This window comes from Flavobacterium sp. SH_e, assembly GCF_025717045.1.
GTDB lineage: Bacteria > Bacteroidota > Bacteroidia > Flavobacteriales > Flavobacteriaceae > Flavobacterium.
In genome coordinates this window covers 538,411-556,954 of the sequence record NZ_JAOVZN010000006.1, presented here as the reverse complement: position 1 = coordinate 556,954, position 18,544 = coordinate 538,411, and the positions used below count along the sequence as shown (strand labels likewise).

The 18,544-nt window shown below is 35.2% G+C and carries 14 protein-coding genes; 9 read left to right on the top strand and 5 right to left on the bottom strand.

Annotation, left to right across the window (positions count from 1 at the left end; all coding sequences use genetic code 11):
- Window positions 1-50 precede the first annotated feature (50 nt).
- Window positions 51-4,589 carry a DNA polymerase III subunit alpha gene (gene dnaE, locus OD917_RS13295; protein WP_263523959.1) on the bottom strand — a complete coding sequence of 1,513 codons (4,539 nt, stop codon included), beginning with the start codon at window positions 4,587-4,589 and terminating at the stop codon, window positions 51-53.
- Between the two features lie 333 nt (window positions 4,590-4,922).
- Here dnaE and OD917_RS13290 point away from each other — a divergent pair, with 333 nt between their 5' ends.
- From OD917_RS13290 to leuB, 6 genes are all read left to right on the top strand, one after another.
- Window positions 4,923-5,726 (top strand): SDR family oxidoreductase, encoded by an 804-nt coding sequence (locus OD917_RS13290; protein ID WP_263523958.1) that lies wholly within the window; start codon window positions 4,923-4,925, stop codon window positions 5,724-5,726.
- A gap of 197 nt (window positions 5,727-5,923) precedes the next feature.
- Window positions 5,924-6,844, top strand: a complete 921-nt coding sequence (locus OD917_RS13285) for a helix-turn-helix domain-containing protein (protein ID WP_263523957.1) — start codon at window positions 5,924-5,926, stop codon at window positions 6,842-6,844.
- Window positions 6,845-7,362: 518 nt separating this feature from the next.
- On the top strand, window positions 7,363-8,757 hold the full coding sequence (leuC, locus tag OD917_RS13280) for a 3-isopropylmalate dehydratase large subunit (RefSeq protein ID WP_109191462.1): 1,395 nt from the start codon (window positions 7,363-7,365) through the stop codon (window positions 8,755-8,757).
- Window positions 8,758-8,955: 198 nt separating this feature from the next.
- On the top strand, window positions 8,956-9,552 hold the full coding sequence (leuD, locus tag OD917_RS13275; protein WP_026727052.1) for a 3-isopropylmalate dehydratase small subunit: 597 nt from the start codon (window positions 8,956-8,958) through the stop codon (window positions 9,550-9,552).
- Between the two features lie 115 nt (window positions 9,553-9,667).
- Window positions 9,668-11,188 (top strand): alpha-isopropylmalate synthase regulatory domain-containing protein, encoded by a 1,521-nt coding sequence (locus tag OD917_RS13270; protein WP_263523956.1) that lies wholly within the window; start codon window positions 9,668-9,670, stop codon window positions 11,186-11,188.
- Window positions 11,189-11,296: 108 nt separating this feature from the next.
- Window positions 11,297-12,352 carry a 3-isopropylmalate dehydrogenase gene (leuB, locus tag OD917_RS13265; protein WP_263523955.1) on the top strand — a complete coding sequence of 352 codons (1,056 nt, stop codon included), beginning with the start codon at window positions 11,297-11,299 and terminating at the stop codon, window positions 12,350-12,352.
- 141 nt (window positions 12,353-12,493) lie between these two features.
- On the opposite strand, the gene OD917_RS13260 is transcribed toward leuB, so the two are convergent.
- Entirely contained in the window at window positions 12,494-12,844 is a 351-nt protein-coding gene (locus OD917_RS13260) for an RNA recognition motif domain-containing protein (RefSeq protein WP_263523954.1), read from the bottom strand.
- A 115-nt stretch (window positions 12,845-12,959) separates the two neighbouring features.
- Window positions 12,960-13,448, bottom strand: a complete 489-nt coding sequence (locus OD917_RS13255) for a DUF6252 family protein (protein ID WP_263523953.1) — start codon at window positions 13,446-13,448, stop codon at window positions 12,960-12,962.
- 191 nt (window positions 13,449-13,639) lie between these two features.
- Here OD917_RS13255 and OD917_RS13250 point away from each other — a divergent pair, with 191 nt between their 5' ends.
- From OD917_RS13250 to OD917_RS13240, 3 genes are all read left to right on the top strand, one after another.
- Window positions 13,640-14,197: a 30S ribosomal protein S16 gene (locus OD917_RS13250; protein ID WP_263523952.1), complete on the top strand. Its 558-nt coding sequence runs from the start codon at window positions 13,640-13,642 to the stop codon at window positions 14,195-14,197.
- 15 nt (window positions 14,198-14,212) lie between these two features.
- Window positions 14,213-14,737 (top strand): ribosome maturation factor RimM, encoded by a 525-nt coding sequence (gene rimM, locus OD917_RS13245; RefSeq protein ID WP_263523951.1) that lies wholly within the window; start codon window positions 14,213-14,215, stop codon window positions 14,735-14,737.
- Window positions 14,738-14,808: 71 nt separating this feature from the next.
- Window positions 14,809-15,522, top strand: a complete 714-nt coding sequence (locus tag OD917_RS13240) for a tRNA1(Val) (adenine(37)-N6)-methyltransferase (protein WP_263523950.1) — start codon at window positions 14,809-14,811, stop codon at window positions 15,520-15,522.
- 53 nt (window positions 15,523-15,575) lie between these two features.
- On the opposite strand, the gene OD917_RS13235 is transcribed toward OD917_RS13240, so the two are convergent.
- Together OD917_RS13235 and OD917_RS13230 are read right to left on the bottom strand one after the other, a co-directional pair.
- Complete coding sequence (locus OD917_RS13235) at window positions 15,576-17,222, bottom strand: S41 family peptidase (RefSeq protein WP_263523949.1); 1,647 nt, start codon at window positions 17,220-17,222, stop codon at window positions 15,576-15,578.
- 30 nt (window positions 17,223-17,252) lie between these two features.
- On the bottom strand, window positions 17,253-18,542 hold the full coding sequence (locus OD917_RS13230; protein WP_263523948.1) for an HlyD family secretion protein: 1,290 nt from the start codon (window positions 18,540-18,542) through the stop codon (window positions 17,253-17,255).
- Window positions 18,543-18,544 lie beyond the last annotated feature (2 nt).

Here is an 18,544-nt window from a genome sequence, read left to right as displayed (position 1 = left end):
ATTTTTAACATAAAAAATTAACATATGTTTAAATTTTAACTGTTAAATTTTTAGTTCAGTTTAAAATTAATCTGCATTTTCTCCAATTCCTGCAATAACTCAGCTGATATTTTGACCTTCAGACGACGGCTAGGCATGGTCAGTTTGGTAACTACTTTTATCTCTTCTACTTCGTTTACCTCTTGTATTTTTGTATCTTCAAGTGCGGCATCTTCATTTTCATTTTCACCTTCAAAAACAGCATCATCAGAATCTTCAAAATCTGTCGGGGTTTCTACCTCAACCAGTTTTTTTATTTTTTCCAATTCCATGATTTCAAAAGTCACAGAATTCTCCCCCTTATTTTCATTAAATAAATGACTCAGCTTATGTATAAATTCAGGTTGAAGATCTTTTATATTCAATAGAACGATTAGCTTTTTAGCGAAAGCTTCTAAAATATCCTGCAATTGGCGAATCTCAACAAACTGCATTCTTGGATCTGATTTTTTTCCTGTATCATGATTGACCCAACCATCTTTTATCATAATTTTCAAAAAGGCAAAGTTGTTTTGAATTAAGAAATGGCGGAATTTTAAATATTCCTCTCCAAAAATCTTAAACTCGTAACTTTCATCGTAACCTTCTAAATTGAAAGCTGCCCAGCCTTTTCCATTTTTAGCTACACGGTGTTGTACGTTATTAATAATTCCGGCAAAATGTAAATTCTTTCCAACATATTCATTCATGCTCTTCAAGGCTTCTAAACGAGCGTTGCAGAAGTATTTCATCTCAAACCTAAAATCATCAAGCGGATGCCCAGAAATATAGATTCCGACAACCTCTTTTTCTTTGGCCAGTTTTTCCATTGTACTCCAGTCTTCGCAAGGCGGAACAACCGGTTCTGCGATTTGCACTTCGCTGGTTTCTCCAAATAAACTTACTTGAGAAGAATTTTCATTTTCTTGAAACTTCGATCCGTAGCGCATTGCTTTTTCGTAGAAAGTAATTCCGTCTCCATCATCATGAAAATATTGAGCTCTGGTTGTTCCTTCAAATGAATCGAAACCTCCGGCAAGTGCTAAATTCTCGATTGCTTTTTTGTTGGCTGCGCGCAAATCAATTCGCTTCGCTAAATCAAAAATCGATTTATATCTTCCGTCTTTTCTGTTTTCTACAATCGTTTCAACAGCTCCAGAACCTACTCCTTTAATCGCTCCCATTCCGAAACGAACTGCGTAATCATCGTTTACAGTAAATTTATAGTATGATTCGTTTACGTCTGGACCCAAAACCTGCAACCCCATACGTTTACATTCTTCCATGAAAAACGAAACTTGTTTGATATCGTTCATGTTATTCGAAAGCACCGCCGCCATATATTCTGCAGGATAATGCGCTTTCAAATAAGCGGTTTGGTATGCAATCCACGCATAACAAGTCGAGTGTGATTTGTTGAAGGCGTAACTCGCAAAGGCTTCCCAGTCTTTCCAGATTTTCTCTAGAATTTTGGCGTCATGACCTTTTGCTGCAGCTTGTTCAACAAACTTCGGTTTCATTTTATCTAGTACGTCTTTTTGTTTCTTACCCATCGCTTTACGCAAAACGTCGGCCTCACCCTTTGTAAATCCTGCCAAAGACTGAGACAAAAGCATTACCTGCTCTTGGTAAACCGTAATTCCGTAGGTTTCAGAAAGATATTCCGCACAGGCATCTAAATCGTATTTGATTTCTTCGTCACCATTTTTTCTTCGAACAAAAGAAGGGATATATTCCAAAGGTCCCGGACGATAAAGCGCATTCATGGCAATTAAATCTCCAAAAACCGTTGGTTTCAGATCCTTCATGTATTTCTGCATCCCAGGCGACTCGTATTGGAAGATTCCGACCGTTTCACCTCTTTGGAAAAGTGCATAGGTTTCTTCATCATCGATTGGAAAAGTATCTGGATTCAGCTCAATTCCCGTTCTGTATTTTACCAGTTTTACAGTATCTTTTATCAGCGTAAGGGTCTTCAGACCCAAGAAGTCCATTTTCAGCAATCCGGCACTTTCAGCAACTGAGTTGTCGAACTGTGTTACATATAAATCGGAATCTTTTGCAGTCGTTACAGGAACATAATTCGTAATATCCGATGGCGTAATGATTACCCCGCAGGCGTGAATACCCGTATTACGCATCGATCCCTCCAGAATTTTTGCCTGTTGAATAGTTTCTCCTGCCAAATCGTCTTCATTGGCAATGGCGATTAATTCTTTGACATTATCAAATTCGTCAGAACGAAGGGCTTTTTTAACTTCTTCTTCACTCTCCGAAATAAAACGCGCCAAATTCCATTTTGACGGCATCATTCCCGGAATCAGTTTTGCAATTCTGTCGGCCTCAAATAATGGCAAATCTAGTACACGCGCCGTATCACGAATCGCCGATTTGGTCGCCATTTTACCATAAGTGATAATCTGCGCTACCTGTTTTTGACCGTATTTGTTAATTACATATTCCATTACACGTCCACGACCCTCGTCATCAAAGTCGATATCAATATCGGGCATCGATACACGGTCAGGATTTAGGAAACGCTCAAAAAGCAAATCGTATTTAATTGGGTCAATATTAGTAATTCCGAGACAGTATGCAACGGCAGAACCCGCTGCAGAACCACGCCCAGGACCTACCGATACGTCCATTTTTCTTGCCTCGGCAATGAAATCCTGTACAATCAAAAAGTAACCTGGATATCCCGAATTTGAAATTGTCATTAACTCAAAGTCCAAACGCTCTTGAATTGATTCTGTGATTTCACCATATCTTCTTTTGGCACCTTCCATAGTAAGGTGTCGCAAATAAGCATTTTCACCTCGAACACCATTGTCTTTTTCATCTTCAGGATCAACAAATTCGTCTGGAATTTCGAATTTCGGAAGCAATACATCACGATAAAGCGAATATCCTTCAACTTTATCAATAATTTCCTGAATATTGATAATGGCTTCTGGCAAATCGGCAAAAAGCTTTTTCATCTCGTCTTGCGACTTGAAATAATATTCCTGATTTGGAAGTCCGTAACGGTATCCGCGTCCACGTCCTATTGGTGTTGCCTGCTTTTCACCGTCTTTTACACACAATAAAATGTCGTGTGCATTGGCATCTTCTTTATTTAAATAATAAGTATTGTTGGTCGCAATTAACTTTACATCGTGTTTTTTTGAAAACTCAATCAGGGTTTTGTTGACACGATTTTCATCTTCCTGATTGTGGCGCATTACTTCCAGATAGAAATCTTCGCCAAATTGTTCCTTCCACCAAATTAAAGCTTCTTCGGCTTGGTTTTCACCGATGTTCAGAATTTTACTCGGAATCTCTCCGTATAAATTCCCAGACAAAACCATGATATCGCCTTTGTATTGTTCTACAATTTTGCGGTCAATCCTTGGAACATAATAAAATCCATCAGTATAAGCAATCGAAGCCATTTTAGCCAAGTTGTGATATCCGGCTTTATTTTTAGCCATTAAAACAACCTGATAACCGTTGTCTTTTTTGCTTTTATCTAAGTGATTTTCGCAGATATTAAATTCACAGCCAACAATTGGTTTTACTTCGGTTTCTGTTGGCTCTTCTCCAGCTTCAACCAAAGCTTTGTTTTTTCCAGAAGCCGCTTTATTGTGATTCATAACAGCGCTCACAAAATGGAAAGCTCCCATCATGTTTCCAGTATCGGTCATGGCAACAGCTGGCATTCCGTTTTTAGCTGCAGCCGCAACAATATTTCCAACTCCAATAGTTGATTGAAGTACCGAAAACTGTGTATGATTGTGTAAATGCGCAAATTTTGCTGCTTTGAAATCAGCTTTATCTTCTTCTGAAACAACAGTCTGCTGACCTTCTCCGGCCAAAGCTTTAAGCTGTTCTCTGATTTTATCAGAAGCCGCTTTTAAATTGATGTGTTTTAAACCAATCAGTTTAAATGGCTCTGGGTTTCTTTCCTGAAAATCTTTGAAGTATTCTTTAGGAACGTCAAGCTCTTCTTTCGTAAAAACCTCTCTTCGAACCAATTCTAAGAAACAACGCGTAGTTGCCTCAACATCGGCAGTTGCGTTGTGCGCTTCCGCGAAAGGAACATTGAATAAATATTCATGCAATTCGGTCAAAGTTGGAAGCTTGAATTTTCCTCCACGCCCTCCTGGAAGCTGTAATAATGAAGCGGTAACTTCGGTACAGGTATCCAGAACAGGCATTGAAGCCATTTGAGACTCCACTCCCATTCTATGGAATTCAGCTCCCATAATATTCACGTCGAAACCTAAATTCTGTCCAACGATATATTTGGTTTTGCTTAAAGCAATATTGAATTTCTCTAAAACTTCGGCCAAAGTGATTCCATCGGCTTCAGCCAATTCAGTAGAGATTCCGTGAATACGTTCAGCATCATACGGAATGTTAAATCCTTCTGGTTTTACCAAATAATCCTGATGCTCGATAAGCTGTCCCATTTCGTCATGCAATTGCCAAGCGATTTGTATACAGCGAGGCCAGTTATCAGAATCTGTTATTGGGGCATCCCAGCGTTTTGGTAATCCGGTTGTTTCGGTATCGAATATTAAATACATAGAGTTGTAAAAAGTCAAATTTTAAAGCTCCAAATTCCAAATCACTCACATTGCAAAACATTGACAACATGAAACATAACAAAATGTGAAATGAAAAATCGGAGGAATTCAAATTTACGCTTTTTTTACAGAAATAAAGAAGTGAAAGTTGTTAACAAAAGCATTTTTAACATGATTATGAAAGAGCGACAAAAACCTTAAAAAATCATTTATTTTCTCTTAAAAACTTCAATTATCCATTTTGGATACTCATTGCACCAAAATGAACACTTTTAAACTGCAGTGTATCCTGAACTTTGCTTCATCAAATTATAACAATTAAAAATAATAATCATGAAAACAATTTTTATCACAGGCGCATCATCAGGTTTAGGAAAAGCAACAGCAAAATTATTCCACGAAAAAGGATGGAACGTAATCGCAACCATGAGAAATCCGGAGAAAGAAACTGAACTTTCTCAATTAAAAAACGTAACGCTTTTGCCTTTAGACGTTACCGATTATGATCAAATTCAAAACACAGTTAAAAAAGCACTTGAAATTAGCGACATTGACATCGTTTTTAACAATGCTGGCTATGGATTAATTGGTCCTTTGGAAAGTTTAACAGATGATCAAATCACAAAACAATTAAATACTAATTTATTGGGAGTAATCAGAGTTACGAATGCATTTATTCCTTACTTCAGAGAAAGAAAAGGCGGTTTGTTTATCTCTACAACATCTATCGGCGGATTGATTGCTTTTCCTTTAGGATCAATTTATCATGCTACAAAATGGGGATTAGAAGGCTGGAGCGAAAGTATGGCTTACGAATTAAATCCGTTTGGAATAAACATTAAAACCGTTTCTCCAGGAGCAATCAGAACAGAATTTTTGCATGGCTCACTTGACACAAGCACCCTTCCAGAATACGAAACAATGACCAATAAAATGTTTGGAAGCGTTGACGTTATGTTTGAAATGGCTTCAACTCCGGAACAAATTGCCGATGTTGTTTATGAAGCTGCAACAGATGGAAAAAACCAATTAAGATACGTTGCCGGTGAAGACGCAAAAGCGCTTTACAAACAAAGACTTGAAGTAGGAGACGAAGTTTTTCGTTCTGAATTTGGCAAACAATTTTTTGGAGAATAATTTAAGCTCCAGCGGAGCAAAATATTTATAGAAATTCAACAATCCAGATACAAAAAAGCTCCAGCGGAGCGAAATATTTGTCGCAATGAATATGTCGCTCCGCTGGAGCTCTACTCTCAATAATAACTGCAATTTCTATACATATTTCGCTTCTCCGAAGCTTTTTTTAGTCTCTCAAATTTTCTTACTTTTATATCATGGAAAAGAAAAACAATAATCCGGCAAAAATCTCTTCTATATCGCAGTTTCATGATTTACTTCGATTGCCAAAACCACTTCATCCGATGGTGAGTTTAGTAGACAATACGCAGTTGGTCATCAATGAAGATTTAGCGAATCATGCCTTTTTGCTTGATTTTTATAAGATTTCTTATAAGTTTTCTACCAAAGGAAAAATGGGCTACGGTCAAGGCTATTATGATTTCAACGAAGGCGGACTTATGTTTGCTTCTCCAACTCAGTTAATTTTTACTGAAAATGAAGAAGGCGTTGAATATGGAGGTTATACACTTTTATTTCATCCTGATTTTATTCGAAATTATCCTTTGGGAAAAAGCATCAAAAAATACGGTTTCTTTTCTTATGACACCAATGAAGCACTGCATCTTTCTGACAGTGAAAAAACAACCATTATCGGATTATTACAAAGCATCGACAACGAACTCAATACCGCAATAGACGAAATGAGTCAGGATGTGATTGTTTCTTATATTGATGTTTTACTGAACTACAGCAATCGTTTTTACAAACGTCAATTCATTACCAGAAAAACGATCAGTCACGATTTATTATTGAAAGTTGAAGAAACTCTGGAAAACTACATAAGTAATGCCGAAACCTTAAAAAAAGGATTACCGACAGTAGAGTTTCTGGCTTCTCAGATTAATGTTTCAAGTCACTATTTAAGCGATATGCTTCGTAATTTAACTGGGTTAAATGCACAACAGCACATTCATTCAAAATTAATAGAAAAATCAAAAGATTTCTTGATTACGACTAATCTTTCTGTAGCAGAAATCGCTTATCAATTAGGTTTTGAATATCCTCAATCATTCAGCAAATTATTCAAAAAGAAAACCAATCTTACTCCATTAGAATTTAAAAATTCTCTGAATTAACCTTCAAAAATACTGCCTACAAAAAATCAGTTTTTGCTTCAAAAAAACACAAAATTTCATAAAAATACACTTCTTGGATGTCGTAGTATTTTGATGTTTTATTGAATCTAAATAATGTCCAAAAAATGCCTTTCAAAGCTTTAAAAAACTCAAAAAACGCTCTTTTAGCAAAGATTTCAAAACTAACAATTATTACTATTTTTATGCATTTTGTTAGATTTTTTCAATCAAATCCTTATATTTTATATTGATTTTGAGATAAATTTGCAAACTATTAAAACAAAAAACAAACAGGCAAAATTAAAGCCGAAAAAGAAAAAGCAAATCTATTTCTTAATCATTTTTCTTTCAAATTTTAGTCTGCAAAAGCCATTTGGCAATTTGTAAATTAGTTTGGGTATCGTATATAATGAAATATCGAAATTGACGCTTTTTTATCTTTTTTTACTTTTGTTTTGCTATTATAATGAACAGGAAATTGCTGTGGTTATAGAAATTACAATTTAAAAAAATAAAAAATGAGTAAGACATTATTTGACAAAGTATGGGATTCACATGTTGTGCGTAAAATTGAAGATGGGCCAGATGTGTTTTTTATTGACCGCCATTTCATTCATGAAGTTACGAGTCCTGTTGCTTTTTTAGGATTAAAATCAAGAGGCGTTAATGTATTATATCCAGAACGTACTTTTGCAACTGCCGACCACAATACACCAACCATAAACCAACATTTACCAGTTCAGGATCCGCTTTCTGCAAACCAGCTTAAAGCTCTTGAAGACAATGCTAACGAATACGGAATTTCGCACTGGGGATTAGGCCACCAAAAAAATGGTATTGTACACGTAGTTGGTCCTGAAAACGGAATTACTTTGCCAGGTGCTACTATTGTTTGTGGAGATTCGCATACGTCTACTCACGGTGCTTTTGGAGCTATCGCTTTTGGTATCGGAACATCTGAGGTTGAAATGGTGCTTTCTACACAATGTATTATGCAGCCTAAACCAAAGAAAATGCGTATCAACGTAAACGGTAAATTGAGCAAAGGTGTTGGACCAAAAGACGTTGCGCTTTATATTATTGCTCAGTTAACTACTTCAGGAGGAACAGGATATTTTGTTGAATATGCTGGTGATGTTTTCGAAAACATGACTATGGAAGGCCGTATGACAGTTTGTAATTTAAGTATCGAAATGGGTGCTCGTGGAGGTATGATTGCTCCTGACCAAACTACTTTCGATTTCCTTGAAGGAAGACTTTACGCTCCTAAAGGTGAAGCTTGGACAAAAGCTGTTGAATATTGGAAAACTTTAAAAACTGATGCTGATGCTGTATTTGATGCTGAATTGAACATCAAAGCTGAAGATATCGAACCAATGATTACTTACGGTACAAACCCAGGAATGGGAATTGGTATCACAAAACATATCCCGAATGCTAAAGAAGTTGAAGGGGGTGAGGAAACTTACAAAAAATCTTTAGCTTACATGGGCTTCAACGAAGATGATGTAATGATCGGAAAACAAATCGATTATGTTTTCTTAGGAAGCTGTACAAACGGACGTATTGAAGATTTTAGAGCTTTTGCTGAAATTGTAAAAGGAAGAAAAAAAGCAGATAATGTTACGGCTTGGTTAGTTCCGGGTTCTCACGTTGTTGAAGCTCAGATTAAAGAAGAAGGAATTTTAGATATTTTGACTGAAGCTGGTTTCGTATTACGTCAGCCGGGTTGTTCTGCTTGTTTAGCAATGAACGATGATAAAGTTCCTGCTGGAAAATATGCAGTAAGTACTTCAAACAGAAACTTTGAAGGTCGTCAAGGTCCTGGTTCAAGAACGCTTTTAGCTTCTCCAATTATGGCGGCAGCGGCGGCAGTTACTGGAAAACTAACAGATCCGAGAGAGCTTTTTTAAAGATTTAAGAATGAAGATTAACGATTTCTAACCCGAGCGAAAGCGAACTGGCGAAGCATTTCAGATTTCGATAAACTTCATTAAAAAATCTTCTAAAATTTCAATTTACATTTTACAAAAAAACATTAACGATTACAATTTTAAGATACAACAACAAATCTAAAATCAGAAATCGTTAATCTAAAATCAAAAATCAAAATGGCATACGATAAATTTAATATACTTACTAGCAGCGGAGTTCCGTTGCCAATTGAGAACGTAGATACAGATCAAATCATTCCAGCTCGTTTCTTAAAAGCTACAAAACGTGAAGGTTTTGGAGACAATCTTTTTAGAGACTGGAGATATAATGGAGACGATACTCCAAAAGCAGATTTCGTTTTAAACAACCCAACTTACAGCGGAAAAATCCTTGTTGGAGGAAAAAACTTCGGTTCTGGATCTTCTAGAGAGCACGCTGCATGGGCAGTTTACGATTACGGATTCCGTGCTGTAGTTTCTAGTTTCTTTGCTGATATCTTCAAAGGAAACTGTTTAAATATTGGTGTATTGCCAGTACAAATCAGCCCAGAATTTTTAGCAAACATTTTCAAAGCTATCGAAGCTGATCCAAATACAGAATTAGAAATCAATCTTCCAAACCAAACGATTACTTTATTGTCAACTGGAGAGCAAGAATCTTTTGCTATTAATGGTTACAAAAAGAACAATTTAATCAATGGTTTTGATGACATTGATTATTTACAAGATATGAAGGAAGATATTAAGGCTTTTGCTGATAAACTTCCTTACTAATAGAAATATCATTCAGTCTATTAGACCCGACAGGCTTCAAAACCTCTCGGGTCTTTCTAAATTAATAATACAAACCCGCTATCATTTCGAATTTAAAGAAATATAGAATATCAATATGGAAAAAAGAAAAATTGAAATAATGGATACGACACTTCGTGATGGCGAACAAACCTCAGGAGTTTCATTTTCTGCCGCAGAAAAACTAACCATTGCGCAATTGTTGTTGGAGGAATTAAATATTGATAGAATCGAAATTGCTTCTGCACGTGTGAGCGAAGGAGAATTTCAAGCCGTAAAAGGCATCACTTCTTGGGCTGAAGAAAAAGGATACATTAACAGAATTGAAGTTCTTACGTTTGTTGACGGAGGCGTTTCAATTGATTGGATGAAAAAAGCGGGTGCCAAAGTGCAAAATTTATTGACCAAGGGTTCAATGAATCACTTAACACATCAATTAAAGAAAACTCCGGAACAGCATTTTTCTGAAATCGCTGAAATTATTGCTTTAGCAAAAGAAAACAATATTGAAACCAATGTTTACTTAGAAGACTGGAGCAACGGAATGAGAAATTCTCCAGATTATGTTTTTCAATTCTTGGATTTCTTAGCAACACAGCCAATTAAAAGAGTTTTACTTCCTGATACTTTAGGTGTTTTAATTCCGTCTCTAACTTTTGAATTTATTTCGAAAATTAGAACAAAATATCCAAGCATTCATTTTGATTTCCATGCACATAACGACTACGATTTAAGTGTTGCTAACGTTATGGAAGCTATAAAAGCGGGAATCAACGGACTTCACGTTACGGTAAACGGAATGGGAGAACGTGCTGGAAATGCACCGCTTGAAAGTACTGTTGCTGTTATCAATGATTATATGCCAGAAGTAAATATCGGCATTAAAGAAACTTCGTTGTATTCTGTAAGCAAATTGGTTGAAACGTTTACAGGTTATAGAATTCCTGCCAACAAACCAATTGTAGGTGACAATGTTTTTACGCAAACAGCTGGAATTCACGCTGACGGAGATAATAAGAATAACTTATATTTTAACGATTTACTTCCCGAACGTTTTGGAAGAAAACGAAAATACGCCCTCGGAAAAACTTCTGGAAAAGCCAATATCGAGAAGAATCTTCAGGAGTTAGGTCTAAAACTTAACAACGAAGATTTGAAATTGGTTACCCAAAGAATTATTGAACTGGGCGACAAAAAAGAAACTGTAACCAAGGAAGATCTGCCATACATTATTTCTGATGTTTTGGACAGCCACACTTACGAAGAAAAAATTACGATAAATTCTTATATGCTGGTTCATTCTAAAGGAATGCGCCCATCTACGACTTTATCTTTAAATTTAAACGGAGAAATAATCGAAGAAAATGCACAAGGAGACGGTCAGTTTGATGCTTTCATGAATGCTTTATCCAAAATTTACAAAAGCAAAAAACTTACGCTTCCAAAATTAATCGATTATGCCGTGAGAATCCCGCCAGGAAGTAGTTCTGATGCGTTGTGCGAAACCATTATCACATGGGTTAACAACGGAAAAGAATTCAAAACCCGCGGATTAGATTCGGATCAAACTGTTGCAGCGATTATTGCGACACAGAAAATGTTGAATATAGTTACTTAATATAAGGAACAAAGATTCAAAGTTGCAAAGGCACAGAGGTTTTTACCTGCTTTCAAAACTTTGAACCTTTGTTCCTCTGAACCTTTGAACCTTAATAACACATATAGAATGAAATTAAACATAGCCCTTTTAGCGGGAGACGGAATCGGACCAGAAGTAATTGAGCAAGCAGTAAAAGTATCAGATGCTATTGCACAAAAATTTGGACATGAAATTACTTGGAAACCAGCTTTGACAGGTGCTGCTGCAATTGACGCAGTAGGCGAACCTTACCCAGATGCAACACACGAAATTTGTAAAAATGCTGATGCCGTTCTTTTTGGAGCGATTGGACACCCTAAATATGATAACGATCCTTCTGCACCTGTAAGACCAGAGCAAGGTTTATTAAAAATGCGTAAAGCATTAGGTCTGTTTGCAAACGTAAGACCAACTTTTACATTCCCATCATTATTAGATAAATCTCCTTTAAAAAGAGAAAGAATCGAAGGAACAGATTTAGTTTTCTTAAGAGAATTAACTGGCGGAATTTACTTTGGTGAAAAAGGAAGAAAGGATAACGGAGATACTGCTTACGACAACTGCGTTTATACAAGAGCAGAAGTTCAGCGTTTAGCTAAAAAAGGTTTCGAATTAGCAATGACGCGTTCTAAAAAATTATGCTGTGTTGATAAAGCAAACGTTTTGGAAACTTCACGTTTGTGGAGAGAAACAGTTCAAGCAATGGAAAAAGACTATCCAGAGGTTGAAGTGAGCTACGAATTTGTTGACGCTGTTGCAATGCGTTTGGTTCAATGGCCAAACTCTTATGATGTATTAATTACTGAAAACTTATTTGGAGATATCTTAACAGATGAAGCTTCTGTAATTTCTGGCTCAATGGGATTAATGCCTTCTGCGTCTATGGGAGCTGAAGTATCTTTATTCGAACCTATTCACGGTTCATATCCACAAGCTACAGGATTAAACATTGCAAACCCAATGGCAACAGTTTTATCTGCTGCTATGATGTTCGAAAACTTCGGATTAATGGAAGAAGGAAAAGCAATGAGAGATGCTGTAAATAAAGCTTTAGAAGCAGGAGTAGTTACTGAAGATTTAGCAAATGGAGGCAAAGCATACGGTACCAAAGAAGTGGGCGACTGGTTAGCTGCGAATGTATAATAGTTTATTTTGTTTCATGCTTCAAGTTTCAAGTTATCCGCAACTTGAAACTTGAAACAAATAAAAACCTGAAACAAGATTTTACAAACAAAAAAAGGGATCAACTTTCGTTGATCCCTTTTATATTTTAGAAAAAAAATACTAATATTCTCTTCTGTTTCCGCGATCTCCTCCGCCACGGTTGTTTCCAAAACCTCCGCGATTGTTTCCTCCGCGGTTGTTGTTGTTAAAGCTTCTTCTTTCGCCTTCTGGTTTTGGTTCAGATTTATTTACAACAATTGTACGTCCCGAAACAACAGCTCCGTTTAATTCATCAATTGCTTTTTGAGCCTCTGCATCATTTGGCATTTCAACAAAACCAAATCCTTTACTTCTTCCTGTAAATTTATCAGTAATAATCTTAACAGAGTCAACTGTTCCATAAGCCTCAAAAGACTCTCTTAAATCTGCTTCCTCAATACTGAATGGAAGGCTTCCCACGAAAATATTCATAAATTATTTTTTATAATAGGAACAAATGTAACCTTATTTATCTCTAAACTACTATAATATTAATTTATTTAAGTTTTTATTTGGATTTGGCAAAGACATATTTAAGACAAAGATCCTAATCAATAGTAAAATTATTTCCCGGTGTTACTGGGATTTTATAGAAAACACCTTCTGTAAAATGCAATGTTTGCTTTTCGGCCTCAGAATCAACATTAACAGCTGTAAATTTAAACGTTCCTGAAATAGTATTATCAGTTGTATTGTATTCTGTAACAACAATTTCCCCGTTTCCTTTATCTGTTCCTGTACTAAATTCTTCTTCTTGTCCTTTATAAGTATTTTTATAAGTGGCTTTTGTAACATCATTATCGCCTAATATATAGGTTTTCACAGCTGGCTCAGGAATCTGAAAACTTATTTGTTCATATCCTAAAGAACCTTCAACGACAAAAAAACCATTTGTCTGTATTCCAGAATTATAAGCTCGAGCCCTCCAAAAAATATTATCTTTTAAGGTTTGAAAAGCTGGATTATTAAATCTAACATCCTCTGTACAAGATGCAACTAAAAGTAAAAGTGATAAAAAGTAAAAGTATTTTTTCATATTTTAAAATGAATTTGGTGCAAAAGTATCGCATTAAGAGCTAAATACTTAAATTAAAAAGTCAAAAAAATGCTAAAAAAACAATCCAAATATATTTAATCTTTTTTAAAACGTGTTTTTCATAAAAAAATTATATCTTTGCGCCCTTAATTAACGGAGGTCGAGTACCTCAAAATTTAATCAATAAGATTATGTCAGTAAAAATTAGATTACAAAGACACGGTAAAAAAGGAAAACCTTTTTACTGGGTAGTAGCTGCAGATGCACGCTCAAAAAGAGATGGTAGATACTTAGAGAAAATCGGTACTTACAATCCAAACACTAACCCAGCAACTGTTGATTTAAACCTTGACAGCGCAGTTAAATGGTTACACAATGGTGCTCAACCAACTGATACTGCAAGAGCTATCCTTTCTTACAAAGGTGCTTTATTGAAACACCACCTTGACGGAGGAGTTCGTAAAGGAGCTTTAACTCAAGAGCAAGCAGATGCAAAATTAACTGCTTGGTTAGAAGCAAAAGCTGGAAAAGTTGATGCTAAAAAAGATGGTTTATCTAAAGCAAAAGCTGATGCTAAAGCAAAAGCTTTAAAAGCTGAGCAAGAAGTTAACGCTAAACGTGTTGCTGATGCTGCTGCTGCACAAGCTGAAGCTGCTGCCGCTGCTACAAAAGAGGCTGCTGAAGAAGTTGCTGAAGCAACTGAAGAAGCTCCTGCTGCTGAAGAGAATAACGAAACAACTGAGGCATAATTTTACTTAGCGATAATGCGTAAAGAAGATTGTTTTTATTTAGGTAAAATCGCTAAAAAATTTAGTTTCAAAGGTGAAGTCTTGGTCTATTTAGACACAGATGAGCCTGAGTTATACGAAAATCTGGAATCAGTGTTTGTTGAAAACAACAAACACTTGGTTCCTTTTTTTATTGAAACAAGTTCATTGCACAAAAACGACTTTTTAAGAGTACGTTTTGAAGATGTAAATACCGAAGAAGATGCAGATGCTCTTGTTGGTAGTCCTATTTATCTTCCTTTAACTATGTTACCTAAACTTACTGGTAACAAATTCTACTTCCATGAAGTTATTGGTTTTGAAATTGAAGACAAACGTTTAGGTGTTTTCGGAAAAATAACTTCTATTAATGATTCAACTGCACAGCCTCTTTTTGAAGTTTTAAATGGTGAAGTTGAAATCTTAGTTCCAATGATTGATCAGTTTCTTGTAAAAATCGATCGCGAAAACAAAAAAGTAATCATGGATCTTCCTGAAGGTCTTATTGAGATGTATCTATAATTTAGTAATCAGTCTAAGTCACAGTCTTCAGTCATTACTTTCCGTAAATTTTTATTTTTTAATTTTTAGAAATGTCAACATTCAGTTTCAAACAATTTTCTATAAAACAAGATAAAACAGCTATGAAAGTTGGTACCGATGGTGTTTTATTAGGTTCTTGGGCTCCTGTTCATCATAACCCTTTTAGTGTTTTAGATATTGGTGCTGGAACTGGAATTATTGCTTTAATGTTGGCACAAAGATGCAGCGCTGAACAAATTGATGCACTTGAAATTGATGAAGAGGCGCACGAGCAAGCTGTAGAAAATTTTGAAGCTTCTCCTTGGGGCGACCGATTATTTTGTTTTCATGCTGGTTTAGATGAATTTATTGATGAACCAGAAGATGAATATGACTTAATTGTTTCGAATCCGCCTTTTTATGCTGAAGATTATAAAACAGAAAACGAACAACGTGATTTAGCTCGTTTTCAAGATGCAATGCCTTTTGAAGAATTAGTCGAAGCCGCCGATTTATTACTTTCAGAAAACGGAATATTTGCCTTAATTATTCCTTATAAAGAAGAAGAAAAATTCATTGCTTTAGCAAAAGAAGCAGAATTGTTCCCATTAAAGATTACTCATGTAAAAGGAACTCCAAAATCAGAAATTAAACGCAGTTTATTGGCTTTTAGCCGAAATGAAGTTCCTGAAATTGAAATCGATGAACTTATTATCGAAATCCACAGACACGTCTATACTCCTGAATATATTGAATTGACTAAAGATTTTTATTTGAAGATGTAAAGACATCTTTGTCAAAGCTTTAAACTTTGACAAAGACTCTTATTTAGACTTTTTTATTTCCCTTTTTTAGCAAAAAGAACAGCTCTTTCCAAAACCTCATCTCTTCCTTGCTGAATTCCTAAAATCGTTGGTTTCACTTCAATATTAGGAACAATTCCGATTCGTTGAGTTTCTTTTTTATTTGGATAAAAAACACCATAACAAGTAAATGACGAACCAAATCCTTTGATGATTTGAAATCTGTAATTTGCGCCATCAGCTCCGCCAGTTTGACTTCCGATAACTACACAATTAGGAACTGTTTGCAAACTCATTACAGTAAACTCAGCATGACTTACAGCTTTTTCATTTGTTATAACAATTACTTTTCCTTTGTAATGATCCGGATTACTTTTTCCGCACTTCTGAATTCCTTCTCTCCAACAATAACGTCCAGGATAATTTACATCTGGATCAAGAAATCTAGCAAATTCTTTCTCTTCAGGATTAAGCCAATCTACAATTGGATACATAACCTCGTGTGGTCGATTTCTATTGTCAAAAATTATTGCATTTGTATTGTTTAATGCCGAAATTAAAGATGGAACATCTGCTGGATCAAGTTCATCAAAATCAACGTAACCAATATTACCCTCTAAAATTTTCCATTTTTCTTTATTTGGAAACTGAATTTTTAAATCTTCATACACATATCTATTAATAGACTTTACTGCAGTTTTTCCATCTCGAATAAACTCGATTTCAAATGAAGGTGTTTTTCCGTTAAAAATTGCCCAATATGCATTCTTTAAAACAGATGGTTCGTTAGATCCTTCTACATATTTTCGGTTTTCTTTCAAAATTTCTGCAATAGTCTTCCCTTCTACTTTTGTAATTACATCTCCAATTTTAATATCACTAACTTTTGCCAGAGAATCATTTTTCAATGCAACAACAATTGCTTTTTCATCAATGATATTAACATCTACAGGAATAAATTTATCACCAAAATAGTCAAACAATTGAGCCATACTAGTCGCTGCGTGAGTATCATTTAGCTTTACCGAAATCTCGCGCATCGCCAAATTAAAGTCTTTTTCCGATTCTGGGGCATAAAATCTTGGCAACATTTCATCTAGTACTTTATCCCAATTTTCATCCATTTGATATTTATATGGAAAGAAATATTCGATGTAATTCCAATATCTGCAAAGAGTTAAAATACGTAAGTTTTTATCTGTCCATTTAAAATCCGCATATTTTACCTCGTTATTAAACTTAAGAGGCACATCTCCAGTATGAAGTTCAAAATTGACATAGTATTGTTTACCCTTAATTCTGTTTTCCTCAATAAACTTTAATTTTTTGGAAAGAGATTTCGAAAACAATTCATTTTTATTAAGCCACGACAAATCGAAATTTTTATCAAAATATTCTTTTTTTGACTTTACCACTTCTGCTTTTTTAATTTCACCTAAAGAAAGAATCCAATTTTCTATTACTAGAGAAAATGCTTCAGAAGTCTTTGCTTCCTCAACTTTTGGTAAAATTTGAAATAGCTGTTCATCCCAGTTTTTACTGCCATCTGCAACATTTGGATGATAATATTTTAAAAATCCCCAAACTTTACAAGTTGCTGCCAGTTTTTGAGTTTCTGTTATTGGTTTGGAAAAAGAGAATTGAAATAAAAATAGTAAAGCAATAAGTAGTGTTTTTTTCATTTAAGATTTATGGTTAGGTTAAATAATAGATTAAACTTGTTCAAAAATATTTTTAAACTGATAGAGAATTCTTTCGATTAAACGCAGATCTTCGGTTACAATTTCTGCACTTCCTTTCATTTCCTGTTGAAAGTTAATCTGTTTGTTATAAGAGGTTTTCAGTCCGTTAGGAAGCGCAACGTCGAGAAGTAAGTTTCCATCTTTATCTGGCACTAATGAAATATTTTTGATTTCACCTTTTAAAACGCCAAATTCCCTGTCAGGATAATTTGCTAAACGAATATTGACCCGCTGCCCCACTTTTATCTTTCCTGAATTTAAAGCCGGAGCTTTTACTTTTCCAATAAAAGTATTTTTAGCATCTGGAATTATAGAAAAAACATTATCGCCTACATTAATGGTCTGATTTTCATTCCAAACCTGAAGAAAAGTAACCACACCACTTACAGAAGATTTAAGCGTATAGGCCAGCTCCCAGTCTTTTATCACTTTTTTCAGCTGATAAAAGGATTGTGCCACATTACGCCCTAAGTTAACTTCTTCTTTTGTGCTATTTATCTGTGAATTCTGGCTCGATTTTGTATTATCAATCAAAGAGGACCTTAATTGAGAAATCGACGAAAGCAGGCTTCTATAGCTCTTTTGTGCCTGAAGATAGCCAAGCTTTTTAGCTTCCATTTCTTGCGCAGAAATAATCCCTTTGTTAAATAACACTTCAAAACGGGCAATTTCGTTTTTCTGAAGCTCTAATTCGCTTTCGTTCAGCAATTTTTGCTGTTGCAGAATATCCAATCTTTCCTTTATCTGAATTTTCTCTGAACTTTGCGCCCTACTTTCAATTTCAAAAGGATGAAGATTTTCGTTCAGCTGTTGTGCCTGATAATCTTTCTGAAAAACCGCAAAAGCGCTTTCAATTTCGCCCAACTGCGTATTCTTTAATGATGCAAAAGGAAAAGCTTTTTCAGGATTATTAATATCATAAGCATCCACAATCTTTTTCAGCAGAAAAACATCTTTGTAATTAGCCGTATTTTCAATAATTGCCAGTGTGCTATTTTTAGCAATCTGTGTTTTATCTTTTACTAAAATCGCTTCGATACGTCCCGAAGATTTCGCTACTATTTTCTCTGGCGGAATATTAGTTGTAATAACAATTTCAGTACTTACAACGTCGGGATATTTTACAAACCAAGAAACAAAAAACAGCATTATGATAATAGCAAATATCAAAACAGTTCCCCATCGTATCATCCAATGCGGTACTTTGGTTAGGATATCCTGAACCTCTTCGCTTCTTAATTCAAATGAATCTTCTGTCATAA